Consider the following 15,143-nt stretch of genomic DNA (forward strand, 5'->3'; position numbering starts at 1 on the left):
TCAACCCAGACGCCCAAGCACCTATGCCGAACATTTTCCTGGTCGAGGACGACAGCGCCCTGTCCGAGCTGATCGCCAGCTACCTGCAACGCAACGACTTCCATGTCCAGGTGATCGCCCGGGGCGATCATGTGCTGGACGAGTACCGTCGGCAAAGGCCTGACCTGGTCATCCTTGACCTGATGCTGCCGGGCATCGATGGCCTGCAGCTGTGCCGGCTGTTGCGCCAGGAGTCGCAGACCCTGCCAATCCTCATGCTGACGGCCCGCGACGACAGCCATGACCAGGTGCTTGGCCTGGAAATGGGGGCCGACGACTACGTGACCAAACCCTGTGAACCACGCGTGCTGCTGGCCCGCGTGCGCACGCTGCTGCGCCGCAGCAGTGTCAACGAACCGCGCCTGGAAAACGACCTGATCCTGATTGGTGGCCTGCGCATCGACCTGGCCGAGCGCACGGTGAGTTGGCGCGGCGAGGAGGTGGAGCTGTCCAGCGGCGAGTACAACCTGCTGGTGGTGTTGGCGCGCAATGCCGGTGAAGTGATGAACCGCGACCGTATCCTGCAACAACTGCGTGGCATCGAGTTCAATGGCACCGATCGCTCCGTTGACGTGGCCATTTCCAAACTGCGGCGCAAGTTCGACGACAACGCCGGCGAAGCGCGCAAGATCAAGACCGTGTGGGGCAAGGGCTACCTGTTCAGCCGTGTCGAGTGGGAGTGCTGATCGGCCATGCTCAAGATCCTGGTGCGGTTGTACCTGGTGATCATCGTCGCCTACGCCGGCGCATTGCTGTTCATCCCTGACACCATTGTCGGCCTGTTCCGCGACCGGTTCATGGCCTACAACCTGGACCAGGCCAAGGGCGTACAGGCGTTGATCGTGCGCCAGTTCCGCCAGGCCCCGCGCGAGCAGTGGCCAGCGGTGGAGCAGGAACTGGCCAGTGATTTCGCGCCGCTGGAGCTGCAGCTGCTGCGCAGGGATCAGGCCGGTTTGAGCGATGAGGAGCAGGCGCGCCTGGCGCAGGGGCTGTACGCAGTGCGCATTGCCGAGTGGGGCTATTACGAGACGGTGCTGGCGCCGCTGGACAAGGAGTGGCTGGTACGCCTGCATTCCCCGCCGGACCCGCTGGACATCAACGTGCTGTCGTGGGGCGTGACCGTATTGATTGGTGCAGCCATGCTGGGCTGCCTGCTGCTGTGGGTATGGCCGCACTGGCGTGATCTGGAGCGCCTCAAGGAGACCGCTCGGCGCCTGGGCCAGGGGCAGATGGCTGAGCGTACGCACATTTCGCCTCACTCCAACATTGGTGAGCTGGCCGGGGTATTCGACACCATGGCCAGTGACCTGGAACGCCATGTCAACCAGCAGCGTGAACTGCTCAATGCGGTATCGCACGAGTTACGCACGCCACTGACCCGGCTGGACTTCGGCCTGGTGCTGCTGTTCGACGAAGTGCCGCCAGCCAGCCGCAAGCGCCTGCTGGAGCTGGTCGGGCATGTGCGCGAGCTGGATGAACTGGTGCTGGAGCTGCTGTCCTACAGCCGGTTGTACAACGCCGATCAGGCGCGGGAGCGGGTGGAGGTATCGCTGCTGGAGCTGGTCGACAGTGTGCTTGGCGGCTTTGCCGAGGAGCTCGATGGCCGGGGTATCCATTGGGAAGTGCGGGCCGAGGGTGAGTTGCCGCGCTTTGTACTGGACCCGCGGCTGACGGCGCGCGCGGTGCAGAACCTGGTGCGCAATGCCATGCGCTATTGCGATGAAAGCCTGTTGCTGCGCTTGCGCCTGGAAGCCGATGGCGCCTGCTTGCTGACGGTGGAGGATGACGGGATTGGCGTCCCTGTGGAGGAGCGCGAGCGGGTGTTCCAGCCGTTCTACCGTCTGGACCGCAGTCGCGATCACAACACCGGTGGTTTTGGCCTGGGGTTGGCCATCAGCCGTCGGGCAATCGAGGGGCAGGGTGGCACCTTGACCCTGGCGCAGTCGGCGCTGGGTGGGGCGCAGTTCAGGATTCGTTTGCCCGCCGGATGATGTTTCGCCTGTTCTGCCAGCTGGCGTGATCACAACGCAAAGCGGTCTTGGCTTCCTGCAACACCTGGGCAGGGACGGCGCCGCCACGCGCTGCTCGGCCCCAGCGGGTCCAGCCCTTCAACGCCTATCGCGAACGCTTCACCTCACAGCCGGGCAGCCAAGCGCGAAGTTGTCCAGCGTTCGGGCTTTTTCTTGGGGGCTACATCTTGTAGCTTTACAGGTCGTTTATTCAGGGAGCTGAACATGCAAGGCAAGGCCCGCAAGATCGTCCAGGCCATTCTCTATGAGGCCATCGCCGTCGCCTGTGTGGCGCCTGCGCTGGAGCTGGCGTTCGGCGCCGGCATGGCGCAGTCGACCGTGCTCTCGGTGCTGATGTCGGGTATCGCGATGAGCTGGAACATGGGCTACAACTGGGTGTTCGAACGTTGGGAAGCGCGCCAGCACAAGCGTGAGCGCACCTTCTTGCGGCGCCTGCTGCATGCGCTGGGTTTCGAGGGTGGGCTGGTGGTGATTCTGCTGCCGCTGGTGGCGTACTGGCTGGACGTGAGCCTGTGGGCGGCACTGCTGACCAACCTGGCGCTGTTCGTGTTCTTCTTCGTTTACGCCTTTGTCTTCCAGTGGGGCTTCGACAAGGTGTTCGATGTGCCGCTTTCGGCGCAGCAGGCCAAGTGTTGACTTCTGGCTGCGAGGCAGGCTAAGTTCCTACCCATGAACACATTCCCGCACGTGAACGCCATTATTATTACCGCCATTATCAGCTTGGCGGGCTAGCGCGTACGTGCACCGAACCCGCCCTGGAGGCGGGTTTTTTCTCTCTGACTCCTGGGCAACGTAAAAACAGCCAAGGAGTCATCGATGACCAGCTTCAGTGTCCCTCGTACTACCGTCACCCCCCAGCAACTGCTGTCGGAGCAGGTGCGGCGCATTCTTGCTGCGCCGGTGTACGACCTGGCCATCGAAACGCCCCTGCAAGCGGCCCCGGCCTTGTCTGCCGCCCTGGGCAACCAGGTGTTGCTCAAGCGCGAAGACCTGCAGCCTACGTTTTCATTCAAGATCCGCGGTGCCTACACTCGCCTGTCGCGTCTGACCGATGTGCAGCGTGAGCGCGGGGTGATCACCGCTTCGGCGGGCAACCATGCCCAGGGCGTGGCCTTGGCGGCATCGCATCTGGGTATCAAAGCAACGATCGTCATGCCTACCACCACGCCGTCGTTGAAAGTGGAAGGTGTGCGTTCGCGCGGCGGGCATGTGGTGCTGCATGGCGAGAGCTTCCCGCATGCGCTGGCCCATGCACTAAAGCTGGCCGACAGCGAAGGCGCCACCTTCGTGCCACCGTTCGATGACCCGGATGTGATCGCCGGGCAGGGTACCGTGGCCATGGAAATCCTCCGTCAGCGCCCGGGGGCGCTGGACGCGATCTTTGTGCCCGTGGGCGGTGGTGGGTTGATCGCCGGGATCGCCGCCTATGTGAAGTACCTGCGCCCTGACGTGAAGGTGATCGGCGTCGAGCCGGTAGATTCCAACTGCCTGCAGGCTGCCATGGCCGTCGGCGAACGCGTGATCCTGCCCCAGGTCGGCACCTTTGCCGATGGCGTGGCGGTGGCGCAGATCGGCGCCCATTGCTTCGAGCTGTGCCGCCACTTTGTCGACGAGGTGGTGACGGTGAGCAGTGACGAGCTGTGCGCGGCGATCAAGGATATCTACGACGACACCCGTTCGATCACCGAGCCGTCCGGGGCCTTGGCCGTTGCCGGGATCAAGAAGTACGTGGCGCGTGAAGGTGTGCAGGGGCAGACCCTGGTGGCCATCGACTCCGGGGCCAACGTCAATTTCGACCGCTTGCGCCATGTGGCCGAGCGGGCCGAGCTGGGTGAGCAGCGCGAGGCGATCATTGCCGTGACAATTCCGGAACAGCCGGGCAGCTTCCGGGCCTTTTGCCAGGCACTGGGCAAGCGGCAGATCACCGAATTCAACTACCGCTTCTACCCTGGCAAGGAGGCGCGCCTGTTCGTGGGCGTGCAGACCCACCCGGTGCACGACCCGCGTGAGCAGTTGCTGGCCAGCTTGCGGGAGCAGGGGTACAGCGTGCTGGACCTGACCGACAACGAGCTGGCAAAGCTGCATGTGCGCCATACCGTGGGCGGGCATGCCGCGTCAGGGGCTGATGAGCGGGTCCTGCGCTTCGAGTTTCCCGAACGGCCAGGGGCGTTGCTGGGGTTTCTGGAGCGGTTGGGCAAACGTTGGAACATCAGCCTGTTCCATTACCGCAACCATGGTGCGGCGGAGGCGCGGGTGTTCGCTGCTTTGGAAGTGCCAGCGGACGAATTGGCGAGCTTGCCGTTGACGCTGGACGAGATGGGGTACCGGTATTGGGACGAGACTGACAACCCGGCGTACAAGCTGTTCCTGGGCTGAGGCACCTGTGTGGCCAATGCAGGCGTGTCTAGCCGCTTGCTTGCCGCCTTTGTTCGCAGCGTGATCGCCCCGTCCAAAGGGCAGGGCGATCTCCTGCAAGAAACTGCGCGAGCCAACGCGTGGGTTTCAACGCTCGCGCATGAAAAAGCCGGCAACGAACTTGCGGAACGTTTCAAGGCTTTTGAAGTCTGCGTAGCGCTTGAAGTTCTCGGTATCCGGCTCGGGGCCGATGGGCTGTTCCAGCAGCGACACTGACAACACCCGGTCCTGGTCCGAGGTCAGCACCAGTTCATCCATCACCTGCCCACCGATCACGGGGCGACGCATCTGCACTTTCACCCCTTTACTGGCCATCCAGTCGATCAGCGACACCAATGCCTTGAGCGGCTCGCGTTCTTCATCGCGGTACACCGGGAACAGGTGCGCGCGCGACAGCACGGGCACACTGGCCACATGGATCAACTCATAGAAATGGCTGCCGGCGCTGGTCGGCGAGTAGATCATCAACGCCAGCAACGGCCCGGTGGTGCGGCTTCCGCCCCAGTACAGGTGATGCCCCTGGAAGTCGAAGCCTTCTTCGCTGCGGTTGTTGAGCAGCTTGCGCCCTTTGATCTGGTCGACGCAGTCCAACAGCAGGCCGTGGCGGCGGTGGTTGCCAAACACAGAGGCCTCGCGCAGACGGGACTTGAGCATCATCATGTGCTTCATGTCCAGGCGGGTTTCCAGGTAGTTGCTGGCGGGCACCCGCTCCAGCAGCGGATAGCGGCTGGCCACGCTGCGCAACTCGGCAAACTGCGTGGTCAGGTCTTTTTTCAGGTGGGTGGCGTAAAGGTTGAGCCCGCTGGTTTCAATCCAGGTCAGCAGCAGTGACAGCAGGCGCTGCTGTTCGCGTCTGTCGTTGCCATCACCGACGGCGCCGGCCGTGCCAGCACGGAAGTCGCTGATCAGGCGCAAGGGGGTGTCGGGTGGCAGCCAGGCGGCGGGTGGTGCGGGGTCGTTTTCGCGTTCGGCGGCTTCCCGCTCGTCCTTGGTGAACGGGCAGCCTGGCGCGTGCTCGGCAGTGCCCGGGTTGTTCTTGAGGAAGAGCGTACCGGTGCTGCCGTTGAGGGTGACGTTGAGCACCGGCAAGGCATCGTTGCGGCAGTCGCAAGCCAGCCACTGGTTGGCGTTGCGCACTTTCATCAGTAGCTGGTTGGCCTGTAGCAGGCGCGGGCCGGCGAGGCTGCCGGTGGCAAAGCCGACCAGCAGTTCCTCTTCAGCGGGGGTCAGGCTGCGCACCTGGGTGGCGGTTTTGTCGATGATTCGCATGAAGCAGCTCCAAGCTACGAGCCTCAAGCTTCAAGCAAAGTCGCGCGGCTTTCAACTCGTCGCTTGGCTGCCGCCGAACATCTTCGCGGCGCGGGCGCGAATCTCGTCGGGGGTCAGGTCCTCTTTGTGGGTGGACACGAACCAGATGTTGCCAAACGGATCTTTCAGGGTGCCGCTGCGGTCACCGTAAAACTGGTCGGTCAAGGGATGTAACTGGATGCCCCCGGCGGCCAGGGCCTGGGCGTAGACCTTGTCGCAGTCTTCAACATACAAGTGCAGGCCAACACCCGCACCGCTGAGCTTCTGGCTGGCGGTGAGGCCGCCTTCCATGTCGCAGGGGTCGCCCAGCATCAGCGACGAATCGCCGATTCTCAGTTCGGCATGGCCAACGCGACCGCCCGGGGCATCGAGGCGGAACATTTCCTTCGCGCCAAAGGCTTGCTTGTAGAACTCGATGGCCTTGGCGGCGTCGTTGATGGCCAGGTAGGGCGTGATGCTGTGCTGGCCTTCGGGGATGGGTTTGACTGCCATGTTCGACTCTCCTGTGCAATGGGCGCCGAAAGGCGCCCTGTTGCTTAGAGTCGTTCGCCCAGATGGAAAATCGACAGTGACGCTAGATCGATTGTCTATAAGCGCGGCGGTCAGAAGATGTAGTCGGTGGTCAGGAAGCTCGACTGGCGGTTGCGAATGATCTCGCTGATCAGCGCTTTGTTGGCCTCCTGGAAGCGGGTGGCGACCAGTGTCCGGATGGAGAACACACGCAAAGCGTCATCCACCGAGAGTGTGCCCTCGGCGCTGTTCTTGCGGCCGTTGAACGGGTAGGTGTCCGGCCCGCGTTGGCACTGAGCATTGATGTTGATGCGCCCGACCTGGTTGGCGAAGATGTCGACGAGGCTGCCGATGGTGGCCGGGTCGTTGCCGAACAGGCTCAGTTGCTGGCCGTAGTCGGAGTCCAGCACATAGTCGATCACTGTCTGCAGGTCGCGGTAGGGCACCACCGGAACCAGCGGGCCGAACTGCTCCTCGTGGTACACGCGCATTTCCCGACTGACCGGGTACAGCAAGGCCGGGTAGAAGAATGAGCCGCGGCTGTGCCCGCCATTTTCGTTGAGCACGCGCGCGCCCTTTTCCGTCGCATCGGCAACCAGGCCATCGAGGTAGTCGACCTTGCCAGGCTCGGGCAACGGTGTCAGCGCCACGCCAGGTTCCCACGGCATGCCGGGCTTGAGCGCCGCCAATTTGTGCTGAAACTTGTCGAGGAAGGCCTCGACCACATCCTCGTGCACGAACAGGATCTTCAGTGCCGTGCAGCGCTGGCCGTTGAACGACAACGCCCCGGTGACGGCCTCTTCGACAGCGTTGTCGAGGTCGACCTGGGGCAGCACGATGCCCGGGTTCTTGGCGTCCAGGCCCAGTGCGGCGCGCAGACGATGCGGGCGTGGGTGCAGTTTTTTCAGGTCGCTGGCGGCCTTGTGGGTGCCGATGAAGGCGAATACATCGACCTTGCCGCTGGCCATCAGCGCGCTCACCGTTTCCCGGCCGCGTCCATAGATGACATTGATCACGCCTGCCGGGAAGCTGTCGCGGAACGCTTCGAGCAAGGGGCGGATCAGCAGTACGCCGAACTTGGCCGGCTTGAACACCACCGTGTTGCCCATGATCAGCGCCGGGATGAGCGTGGTGAAGGTCTCGTTCAGCGGGTAGTTGTAAGGCCCCATGCACAGGGCCACGCCCAGTGGGGCGCGACGGATCTGGCCGAGGGTGCCTTGTTCCAGCTCGAAGCGGCTGGAGCGGCGGTCCAGGTCCTTGAGGGCGTTGATGGTGTCGACGATGTAGTCGCAGGTGCGGTCGAATTCCTTTTCTGAATCCTTCAGGTTCTTGCCGATCTCCCACATCAGCAGCTTGACCACGGCCTGGCGCTGTTCACGCATGCGGGCAAGGAAGGATTCCACATGCTGGATACGCTCGGCCACGCGCATGTTCGGCCAGGCGCCACGGCCTTTGTCATAGGCCTGCACGGCAGCATCGAGGGCGGTCAGCGCGGTCTCGGCATCCAGCAGCGGGGCGCTGCCCAATATGACCTGATGCTCTTCGTCGCCTTGCTTGAGCCACACCGGGCTGCGCACCGTGGCCAACGGGCCGTCCCAGCGCCTGAGCTCACCGTTGACCAGGTAGTCGCGTTGTTCCAGTGGGGCTCCCAGGCGCCAGGTTTCCGGGATGTTTTCGGCGCTGGGGAAGAGTGAATCGAGCAAACGGTCCATGGGTACTGCACCTCACATCAAAGGGCGGTTTTCAAGTCAGTTGAATCGTTTCAGCTGCGAGCATGCACTGGCTGCCGGAAAAACACCAGTCTGGTTCAACATGGCCGCCAATGCCTGCCCGGCAATCCGTCAGCGGCCTGAGAGACGTTGATGCAAGTCGTCAAAGGTTATTCATGGATAGCGAAGTGGCCAGCGGAGCTTGATGGGCACGGTTATAGCAAATGTGTTGTTGAGCGTCGGTTTGATGCGGGGAATTTGACGCCATGAAACTTGATCTAAAGTCAGCCAGAAGCCGCTTGCCAAAGCGTTTGCAGGCATCTTAAATTGTTACTGAATGTGATTAGAAAGTTGCAAGCCATACTATAAAAATCAAAGTGTTAAGTGTTTTTGCTGGATTTTTCTCTTTTTCCGATTGGCCAATAGTGCACTTCAAAAGGACGTCGAAGAAGAAATGAAAAAGACCTTGACGACTGTGGCGCGCAAGCTCCTGTCGCCCTCCATGCGCTACGAAATCAGGCTGCTGGCCAGCAAAATGCGAGAAATGATGGCGCGTGCCTGTCTCTGGCGTTGGGAAGTCGCCAGGTTTCGCCCGCAACAGGAGAGCCCGTACGAAATCCTCTACATCGGCCGCAAGCAGCAACGGGAAATGGCCAAGCTGCTGATTGGGGGCAAGGGCCAGGGCAGCGCATCGATCGTGGACGGTGCAAGTGCCACGGCGGCTGCCAGCCACGTCGTGGTCATCAGCGAAATGCCCACGTCGGGGGCGCTGTCAGTGCCGCACTACCTGAGCGCCGTGGTGCCCTTGGGGCGCCCTCTGGAAGACATCACGGCCCGCTATGACAGCGAACTGCGGCGCAGCATTCGCAAGAACCGGCCGCTGTATCACATGCGCCAAGCCCTTTCGGACGAAGAAATCGCCATGGCCGACCGGGATCTGCTGCGCCCTTATGCTTCGGCCCGGCAGGGCATTCATGCCGCGCAGTTTCCTACCGAAGAGGTGTTCCGTATTGCCAAGAGTGTCGGCCGGCTTGACTTGATCATGTTGGGCGATGAAGTGATCGGCTGTCACCTGGGGTGTGAAGTGGTACGCGGCGGCAAGCGTTACTGGAGCACGTTGCGCTTTGGCTATTGCGAGGCGGTGTTTTCCGATGCGAAGAAACTGCGCGAGGTGAATTCGATCACCACCTTCATGGCGCTTGAATGGGCACTGGAGCAGGGCTTCGATTATTACGACATCGGCCTGTGTCTGGCGCGCCCGGACGACGGCCTGCTGAAGTGGAAGCGCCGCCGCGGTGGTGATATCGATTCGCTGGGTAACCATGCGTACCTGTTTGTCCGCCTGCCCAAGACCGGTACGGCAAAGTTCTTGTGGGATACGCCGATGTTCGCGGTCGAAGGCGACAAGCTGACGTTGCATCTGGGGCTCCCGGATGGCCCAAGCGATGAGGAAGTTGCCAGTCGCTATCACGAAATGGTGTTTGGTGGCCTGCACAAGATTTATCTCTATGGCGGCAGCGGGGCAGGCGAACCGTTTGTGCAAACGTTGCGCAGCCGTTACGCCAGCTTGCAATCACCGCCCACCATGGAAAGAGTCACGAGCAATTGAGTAACTGCCAGGGATGCTTTGATCTGGCGCCTAGGCGCTGTAAGAAAAGCCTTGATACTTGTTCATGCTGCGTTGAAAACCGCCTCGGAATGCTCATGTACTCCAGTACAGTCGGGCGCGACCCCGGCCGTTCCTCGGCTGTTTTCGCCTTGCCTGACCCGCGTCTCAAGACTTTTCGTACAGCGCCTAGCGCCGGGCTCCACACTTCGCCATCAAGGGAGGACGCTTCATGGGAAGCGACATCTCGCAGTTCAGTGCATCGCCCGCAGCCAGGCAACACAGCTGGACCTTGGCCGCCTACCGCCACATGGCGCGCAAACGGCTGGGTGGAAAAACGGCGACCGATCTCAAGAGCGTCGCCACCAAGTGCTGGGACATCGCCCCGGGCGAAGCCACGGTTTCGCCGCCGGCCATTTTCCTGCCTGGTCAGCTGGAGCGGGTGACGGGCTGGGAAGGCAAGCGGTTTTACCCCTACGTGCACCCGGCGCAGACCATGGAGGGGGGCGTCAACACATTGCAAGGGCCAACCCGTGGCTACTTGATCAAGGATGTATGGCTGGTCGAAGGGGCGTTGTACAAGGGCAAAGCCAGCCATTGGCTGTCACAGAAGCCGAGTACCTTCCCGACCATCCTCATCGACAATGAAATCGACCGCGCTGCAATCTACTGCACGCAAAACGGTAACGCCTGGTTCGGCACCTGGTTGATGGAAGACTGTCCGACCTATGCGCTGGCCTGCAACGAGGGCATCCCGGTGACCACCGCCCCGTCTGCCAGGTATCCGCTGTTTACCCAGGCACCGGCCTATGAAGACTGGCTGGACATGAAGCCTTTGCGCCTGCGCAGTGCGTTCTTCCGTGAGCTGGTGCTGTTCGATGACCAGAGCAACAACCGCAGCCGGCATGCTCGCTACCGAGCCATGGGTGACAAGCTGCTCTCGCATGTGTCGTACACGCAGCACCCGGGGGTTTTCCTGTTGCGGGGCGGTGATGGTGACCTGCGCCTGTTGCGCAACGAGCTGGAGCTTGCCGAACACTTGCGTACTACCCGCGGTTTTCGCATCGTCAACCCGCTGAAGTCCGATGTGCCGAGCATTATCGCGGCATGCGCCGGGGCTAAAGTGGTCATCGGGGTGGAGGGTAGCCAGTTGGTGCATGGCGTGAATGTGCTGCAGGCTGGAGGCTGCCTGCTGACTTTGCAGCCGCCGAACCGTTTCGTCAGTTACTACAAATACCTGACGGATCGTGACCAGCAGCATTTTGGCTTTGTGGTAGGCCTGCCGGAAGGCGATGGTTTCAGGATCGATATTGACGAAGTGGAGCGCACGTTGGATCTGTTCCCACGATAAGTGTGTAGTATCGGTGCATGGATCCGCGGCGGGCAGGGCAGTAGAGGATGATCGAGGTATCACGGTTTTGGCGCGACCCTGCCTTGCCGTTCGTCGAAGCCCGACGGGTAGGGGACGGGCGCAAGGTGTGCTACGCCGCGCACTCTCACGAGAGCTTCTCCATCGGGGTGATCACGGGGGGACGTAGCACTTACATCAACAGTGACCAGTGCGTTGAGGTGGGGGCGGGTACCACCGTGTTGATGAACCCGGGCGTGGTGCATACCTGCAACCCTGTTGCCGGGGAACCCTGGTCTTACCTGATGCTGTTCGTCGATCAGCCTTGGTTGCAGGCAGTGGGTTTTACCCTGCCAACGCAGACCTGGAGCCGCTCACCTGTGTTGTACGGGCGGCTGTTGCAGGCCTTTGCCGACCTGTTCGACGCCAGGCTGCCTGATCGGGAAACCCGCCTGGCGGCCCTTTTCAGCGAGCTGCCGGGCATGCTTGCCCGTAATGCCAGCGAGATTGACCAGGGCAATCCACGGCTGGATGCAGCGGCTGCTTTCATACGCGCCCACCGCAGTGACCCGCTCAGCCTCGAAGACATCTGCGGGGCTTGCGGCCTGTCCCGTTCCTACCTGATTCGTGCCTTTCGCCAACGCTTCGGCCTGACGCCGCATGGTTACCTGCTAGACCAGCGTGTACAACTGGCCCGGGCGCAGTTGCGCCAGGGCCGTTCAATTGCTGAAGTTGCACAGGAGGCCGGGTTCGCTGATCAGGCACACCTGCAGCGGGCATTCAAACAGCACCTGGCGGCGACACCGGGGCATTACAGAAATGCTGTCGCTAGCCTCGGTGCTCCTGCAGGAGCCGTGCATGCCTTAAAGGATCAGGTAAACCGCACTGGCAACCAGTAACACGGCCAGGCTCCGATTGAGCATGCGCAGGTGACGTGGGTTGTCCAGGTACCGGCGAATCACGCTGCCGGCCCAGGCCCAGCAGGCCACTGAGATGAAACAGATCGGCCCGTAGATCCAGGTAAACAGCCACAGCAAGTGCTGTTCACCACCGGTGTAGGCACCCACCCCGGCAACGGCTGCCAACCAGGCTTTGGGGTTCAGCCACTGCATTGCTGCGCCGTGCCAGGCTGAAGGGGCTTGGGTAGGCTGTGCGTTGTTCAGGTTACCGTCGTCACTGGCCAGCTTCCACGCCATGTACAGCAGAAACGCCACCCCGCCCCAGTGCAACATCAGGCCCAGCAAAGGCCAGCGCAGCAGCAGTTGATGCAGGCCCAGCCCCACCAGCACCAGCAGCAGGCAGAAACCCAGCGTGGCACCGGCCACATGCGCCAGGCTGGCGCGCAGGCCATGGCGGGCACCGCTGCCAAGGGCGACGATGTTGACCGGGCCGGGGGAGATCGAGGCCGCAAGGGCGAAGGCGGCCATGGACAGGGATAGGCTCATGAAGAAGATCCGCGTAGTTGGGGAGGCGTTATCCTCGCGTGGCCGGCGTTCTGATGTATTGAACAAAAGTACCTGCGCACGACTCGCGCCTGCAGGGCTAAGGGCGATGCAGGGTTGTTACAGATTTTGTAATAGTTTTGCGCTACTACAGAAACCTGCTGTGCTTGTAGCATCGTTCTCCCAATTTGTTATCAAGGTCTATATGAGCACCTTCGCGGAGCCCCCCAGTCTTCGGCCTTTCTGGCCATCCTTCTCCCGTCCTTGTGACGTGTCCCACGTGAGTACCCGCTAATGGAATGGCTAGCCGACCCCACGGCCTGGCTAGGCCTTTTGACGCTTATCGTCCTCGAGCTGGTGCTGGGTATCGACAACCTGGTGTTCATCGCCATCCTTGCCGACAAGTTGCCGCCCCATCAGCGCGACCGCGCGCGGGTCATTGGCCTGAGCCTGGCGCTCATCATGCGCCTGGGCCTGTTGGCCAGCATTTCGTGGATGGTCACCCTTACCGCGCCGCTGTTCGAAGTGTTCGGCAAGAGCTTCTCTGGCCGTGACCTGATCATGCTGTTCGGTGGTGTGTTCCTGCTGTTCAAGGCCACCATGGAGCTGCACGAACGCCTGGAAGGTCACGTGAGCCAGGCCAGTGGCACGCTGCGCCATGCCGCGTTCTGGCCGATCGTTGCCCAGATCGTGGTACTGGACGCGGTATTCTCGCTGGATGCCGTGATCACGGCGGTGGGCATGGTCGATGAGCTGTCCGTGATGATGATCGCGGTGATCTTCTCGATCGGTATCATGATCGTTGCCAGCAAGCCGCTGACCCGCTTCGTCAACGCCCACCCCACGGTGATCATGCTGTGTCTGGGCTTCCTGATGATGATCGGTTTCAGCCTCACCGCCGAAGGCCTGGGCTTCCATATCCCGAAAGGCTACCTGTACGCGGCCATCGGCTTCTCGATCCTGATCGAGCTGTTCAACCAGCTGGCGCGCGCCCGTCGCAAGCGCAGCCTGCAACAGCACAAGCCGTTGCGTGAACGCACTGCCCATGCCGTGCTGCGCCTGCTGGGCGGCCGCCGGGTCGAGGCTGACGAGGTCGGCGAGGAGATTGCCGACCTGGTCGAGGGCGGCGGGGAACAGGTGCTGTTCGACCGCCGTGAGCGGGTCATGATCAGCGGCGTGCTGAACCTGGCCGAGCGGCCGATTCGTACGGTGATGACTGCCCGTGCCGAGGTTGATGTGATCGACCTGGCGCAACCGGCCGACGCCATTGCCCAGGCCCTGGCCAATTCGCCGTACTCGCGCCTGCCGCTGATTCGCGATGGTCGCGTGGACGAGCCCCTGGGCTTTGTGCACAAGAAGGAACTGCTGAAGGAACTGCTCTCGGGCAGCCAGCCCGACCTGGAAAGCATGGCCCGGGCGCCGTTGAACCTGCTGGAGAGCTTCAGCATCCTCAATGCCCTGGAGCAAATGCGTGGCCAGTCGACCCATATTGCCTTCGTGGTCAACGAGTTCGGTGACTTCACCGGGCTGTTGACCATGACCGACATCCTTGAGTCGATTGCCGGTGAGCTGCCGGATGCCAGTGAAATTGAAGGCCCGGGCATCGTCCAGGAAGGGGAAGGCTTTGTGGTCAGCGGCGCGCTGAACCTCAGCCAGGTGCAGGCGCGTACTGGCTTCAGTGCCCGTGCTACCGAGGATTACCAGACCCTTGCGGGCCTGGTGATGAGCTTGCTCGACCGCCTGCCGATGGTCGGTGACCGGCTAGCCTGGAATGGCTGGATGCTGACCGTGGAGGCGGTTGAAGAGCGACGGGTACGTCAGGTTCGGCTTACACCGAACGGCGACGCTGACGTAGCAGGTGCTTGAAGCCCTCAAGCACCAGCACCAGTACTGCGGCCCAGATTGGCAGGTAGGTCAGCCACTGATCCGGGCCGATGGTTTCGCCCAGCAGCAACGCCACGCCCACCAGCAGCACGGGTTCGACGTAGCTGAGCAGGCCGAACAGGCTGAATGGCAGCATGCGGCTGGCCAGCACGTAGGCGATAAGCGCCGACGCGCTGATCGCGCCAAGGATCGGCACCAACACATACAGCCCGGGGTGTGCTTGCAGGTCAGCGCTGGAAAGTGGGCTCTGGATCACGAAGTACAGCGCCCACGGCAGCAGCAGGCACATGTCGCACCACAGGCCGCCCAGGTGGTCGGTGCGGCAGCGTCGGCGCAGCACGAAGTAGACCGGGTAGCCGATCGTTACCAGCAGGGTTTCCCAGGCAAAACTGCCATTTTGGTACAGCTCGTGGCCCACGCCCAGTGCGGCGCAGGCCACGGCTACCGTCTGCAGGCGTGACAGGCGCTCGCCATAGACCAGCCGCCCGGTCAGGACCATGGCCAGTGGCAGCAGGAAGTAACCCATCGACACTTCCAGGCTGCGCCCATGCAGGGGCGCCCAGAGAAACAGCCACAGTTGCACCCCCATCAGCCAGGACGTGCCGACCATGCCGAGCAACAGCACCGGCGTGCGTTTTACCCGGCCCATCAGTTCGCCCACCCGCTTCCAGTCTTTCGAGACAAGCATGAACAAGGTGAGGCAGGGCAGTGTCAGCAGGGTGCGCCAGCCAAAGATTTCTTCGCCATCGAGTGGCTTGAGCAGGGAGGTATAGAAGTACATCACAGCGAACAGGCAGGACGCCATGACCGATGAAACAATGCCTTTTGACACGAATGCCTCGAATACGGGAA

At 62.1% G+C, this 15,143-nt stretch carries 13 protein-coding genes; 8 read left to right on the plus strand and 5 right to left on the minus strand.

Going from position 1 to position 15,143, the window contains the following annotated elements; all coding sequences use genetic code 11:
* Positions 1-23: 23 nt before the first annotated feature.
* The 4 genes from LMH93_RS12635 (at position 24) to ilvA (ending at position 4,445) form a co-directional block, all read left to right on the plus strand.
* Positions 24-725, plus strand: coding sequence for a response regulator transcription factor (locus tag LMH93_RS12635; RefSeq protein WP_003253889.1), 702 nt, complete (start codon positions 24-26; stop codon positions 723-725).
* A 6-nt stretch (positions 726-731) separates the two neighbouring features.
* A complete protein-coding gene (locus LMH93_RS12640; protein ID WP_230065268.1) occupies positions 732-2,030 on the plus strand; it encodes an ATP-binding protein in 1,299 nt (432 codons plus the stop codon).
* A 243-nt stretch (positions 2,031-2,273) separates the two neighbouring features.
* Complete coding sequence (locus LMH93_RS12645) at positions 2,274-2,705, plus strand: PACE efflux transporter (RefSeq protein WP_003253887.1); 432 nt, start codon at positions 2,274-2,276, stop codon at positions 2,703-2,705.
* A gap of 180 nt (positions 2,706-2,885) precedes the next feature.
* Positions 2,886-4,445: a threonine ammonia-lyase, biosynthetic gene (gene ilvA, locus LMH93_RS12650; RefSeq protein ID WP_003253886.1), complete on the plus strand. Its 1,560-nt coding sequence runs from the start codon at positions 2,886-2,888 to the stop codon at positions 4,443-4,445.
* Between the two features lie 126 nt (positions 4,446-4,571).
* Here the strand turns inward: ilvA and LMH93_RS12655 are convergent, their stop codons facing one another.
* From LMH93_RS12655 to LMH93_RS12665, 3 genes are all read right to left on the minus strand, one after another.
* Positions 4,572-5,753 carry a hypothetical protein gene (locus LMH93_RS12655; protein WP_098090482.1) on the minus strand — a complete coding sequence of 394 codons (1,182 nt, stop codon included), beginning with the start codon at positions 5,751-5,753 and terminating at the stop codon, positions 4,572-4,574.
* Between the two features lie 51 nt (positions 5,754-5,804).
* A complete protein-coding gene (locus tag LMH93_RS12660) occupies positions 5,805-6,284 on the minus strand; it encodes a VOC family protein (protein ID WP_003253883.1) in 480 nt (159 codons plus the stop codon).
* A gap of 110 nt (positions 6,285-6,394) precedes the next feature.
* On the minus strand, positions 6,395-8,014 hold the full coding sequence (locus LMH93_RS12665; RefSeq protein WP_020190270.1) for an NADP-dependent glyceraldehyde-3-phosphate dehydrogenase: 1,620 nt from the start codon (positions 8,012-8,014) through the stop codon (positions 6,395-6,397).
* A 451-nt stretch (positions 8,015-8,465) separates the two neighbouring features.
* Here LMH93_RS12665 and LMH93_RS12670 point away from each other — a divergent pair, with 451 nt between their 5' ends.
* The 3 genes from LMH93_RS12670 (at position 8,466) to LMH93_RS12680 (ending at position 11,864) form a co-directional block, all read left to right on the plus strand.
* Positions 8,466-9,620, plus strand: a complete 1,155-nt coding sequence (locus tag LMH93_RS12670; protein WP_003253880.1) for a hypothetical protein — start codon at positions 8,466-8,468, stop codon at positions 9,618-9,620.
* 229 nt (positions 9,621-9,849) lie between these two features.
* A complete protein-coding gene (locus tag LMH93_RS12675) occupies positions 9,850-10,968 on the plus strand; it encodes a glycosyltransferase 61 family protein (RefSeq protein ID WP_004576556.1) in 1,119 nt (372 codons plus the stop codon).
* 47 nt (positions 10,969-11,015) lie between these two features.
* Positions 11,016-11,864 carry a helix-turn-helix transcriptional regulator gene (locus LMH93_RS12680; protein ID WP_003253877.1) on the plus strand — a complete coding sequence of 283 codons (849 nt, stop codon included), beginning with the start codon at positions 11,016-11,018 and terminating at the stop codon, positions 11,862-11,864.
* Here the strand turns inward: LMH93_RS12680 and LMH93_RS12685 are convergent.
* Positions 11,829-12,410 carry a LysE family translocator gene (locus LMH93_RS12685; protein WP_230065269.1) on the minus strand — a complete coding sequence of 194 codons (582 nt, stop codon included), beginning with the start codon at positions 12,408-12,410 and terminating at the stop codon, positions 11,829-11,831. The genes LMH93_RS12680 and LMH93_RS12685 overlap by 36 nt on opposite strands.
* Before the next feature lie 291 nt (positions 12,411-12,701).
* Here LMH93_RS12685 and LMH93_RS12690 point away from each other — a divergent pair, with 291 nt between their 5' ends.
* Positions 12,702-14,273 carry a TerC family protein gene (locus tag LMH93_RS12690; RefSeq protein ID WP_003253871.1) on the plus strand — a complete coding sequence of 524 codons (1,572 nt, stop codon included), beginning with the start codon at positions 12,702-12,704 and terminating at the stop codon, positions 14,271-14,273.
* Here the strand turns inward: LMH93_RS12690 and rarD are convergent.
* Positions 14,236-15,123 (minus strand): EamA family transporter RarD, encoded by an 888-nt coding sequence (rarD, locus tag LMH93_RS12695; RefSeq protein WP_003253870.1) that lies wholly within the window; start codon positions 15,121-15,123, stop codon positions 14,236-14,238. The two genes, LMH93_RS12690 and rarD, sit on opposite strands and share 38 nt — an antisense overlap.
* Between the last annotated feature and the right edge of the window lie 20 nt (positions 15,124-15,143).

Origin of the sequence: Pseudomonas sp. CIP-10, assembly GCF_020911845.1 — a bacterium.
In the GTDB taxonomy this organism is placed as follows: Bacteria; Pseudomonadota; Gammaproteobacteria; order Pseudomonadales; family Pseudomonadaceae; genus Aquipseudomonas; species Aquipseudomonas alloputida.